1 protein-coding gene and 1 pseudogene are annotated in these 1,997 nt (G+C 59.4%); both read left to right on the top strand.

Translation table 11 applies throughout. The features are described from left to right. Positions 1 to 1,678 (top strand): efflux RND transporter permease subunit (locus tag PQR32_RS42035; protein ID WP_408241767.1); only part of this gene is annotated, 1,678 nt, incomplete at its 5' end. Positions 1,679 to 1,688: 10 nt separating this feature from the next. Further along, positions 1,689 to 1,997, top strand: a pseudogene (locus PQR32_RS42030) (RND transporter); the annotation flags it as partial.

Raw genomic sequence — 1,997 nt, 5'->3', positions numbered from 1 at the left:
ATTCCATCGCGGCTCGGAAGCGTACAGCAAGGGTGTAGGTGGGATCATCAATCGCAAGGCCGCGATGACGGTTGTCTACGGTGTCCTGCTCGGCGGCACGTTCCTGCTCGGCAGGGTTGTGCCGGGCGGCTTTGTGCCCGGTCAGGACAAGGACTACCTCGTCAGCATTCTGCAATTGCCGCCAGGTGCATCGCTCGACCGGACCGAGAAGGTAGTTCACGAAATGGGCATCATAGCCCGCAAGCAGCCAGGCGTCGTGCACTCGCCCGAATTCCCAGGCCTGAACGTTACGGGTCTGATGAATTCGTCGAGCAGCGGCCTGGTGTTCCCAGTCATGAGCCCTTCGAAGCATCGCACAAAAGGTGAATCTGCAGCGGCGATTGTCGGCAACCTGAACAAGGAATACGCCGGCATCAAGGACGCGATGATTGCGACCTTCCCGCCACCTCCGGTCTCCGGTCTGGGGACTATCGGCGGCTTCAAGCTGCAGATTGAAGACCGAGGTGCGTTGGGCTACGAAGCGCTGAACAAGGCGGTGCAGTCGTTCCTCGCGGCAGCAGCGAAAGCGCCTGAACTCGGGCCCTCGTTCTCCAGCTACCAGATTAACGTTCCGCAGCTGAACGTTAATCTGGATCGCGAGAAGGCCAAGCAGTTGGGCGTCTCAGTCACTGACGTGTTCGACACGATGCAGATTTACCTGGGCTCGCTGTACGTCAACGACTTCAACAAGTTTGGCCGCGTCTATCAGGTGCGTGCACAGGCTGATGCCCCATTCCGCACGTCGGCTGAAAGCATCCTGCAGCTCAAGACACGCAATGCAGCCGGCGAGATGGTCCCCTTGTCGTCCCTCGTAACGGTGACGCCAACGTTCGGGCCTGAGACAGTGATCCGGTACAACGGCTTCCTTGCGGCAGACGTCAACGGTGGACCGGCGCCAGGATACTCGTCTGGCCAGGCCATGGCGGCCGTCGAACGCATTGCAGCTGAAACCCTGCCACGCGGCATCAAGTTCGAATGGACCGACCTGACGTATCAACAGATTCTGACCGGCAACGCCGCGCTCTGGGTGTTCCCTATCAGTGTCCTGCTCGTATTCCTCGTGCTGGCCGCGATGTACGAAAGCCTGACGCTGCCCCTTGCCATTCTGCTGATTGTGCCGATGAGCATCTTTTCCGCGCTCTTTGGAGTCTGGCTCACACGTGGCGATAACAACATCTTCACCCAGATTGGTCTGATGGTGCTGGTGGGCCTGTCGGCGAAGAACGCGATTCTGATTGTGGAATTCGCACGAGAGCTGGAAATTCAGGGCCGTACGATTGTTCAGGCTGCTATTGAGGCCTGCCGCCTGCGTCTGCGTCCGATTCTGATGACGTCCATCGCGTTCATCATGGGTGTGATTCCCTTGGTAATTTCGACGGGAGCAGGCTCGGAAATGCGACGCGCGATGGGTATCGCTGTGTTCTTCGGCATGCTGGGAGTGACACTCTTCGGCCTGATTCTCACCCCGGTGTTCTACGTCATTCTTCGCAAACTCGCGGGCGGCAAACAGCTCACGGACAAACATGGCAAGCATCCGCACGTCCATGGTCCGCACGACCGCGATGGCGGACACGGCGGGTCTACGGATGCGTCTGCCAAACCGGGCGCGAAGGTCTCCGAACCGGCATTCCAGGAGTAAGGAGACCATTATGAAAACATTTTTTTCAAAGAACGGCTTCAGTGGCTCCGTCCTGCTGGGCACGCTGCTGGTTCTGGCGGGGTGTTCGCTCGCACCCAGGTACGAGGTGCCGTCGACGCCGACAACTGCGACCTTTAAGGAGGCACCGCAGCAGCCACTGTCACAGGAAGAAGCGGGTACGTGGAAGACGGCGCAACCGTCGGAAGACGTCGCCCGCGGCGAATGGTGGAAGGTGTTCGAAGACGCGAAGCTGAACGACCTCGAGCAGCAGGCACTGGACGCGAACCAGAACCTGAAAGCGGCGGCAGCCCGTGTGAAG

It is taken from the genome of Paraburkholderia dipogonis, from assembly GCF_046027395.1.
Classification (GTDB): Bacteria; Pseudomonadota; Gammaproteobacteria; order Burkholderiales; family Burkholderiaceae; genus Paraburkholderia; species Paraburkholderia dipogonis_A.
The sequence above is the reverse complement of the archived record's forward strand: the minus strand, read 5'-3'. Positions and strand labels throughout refer to the sequence as shown.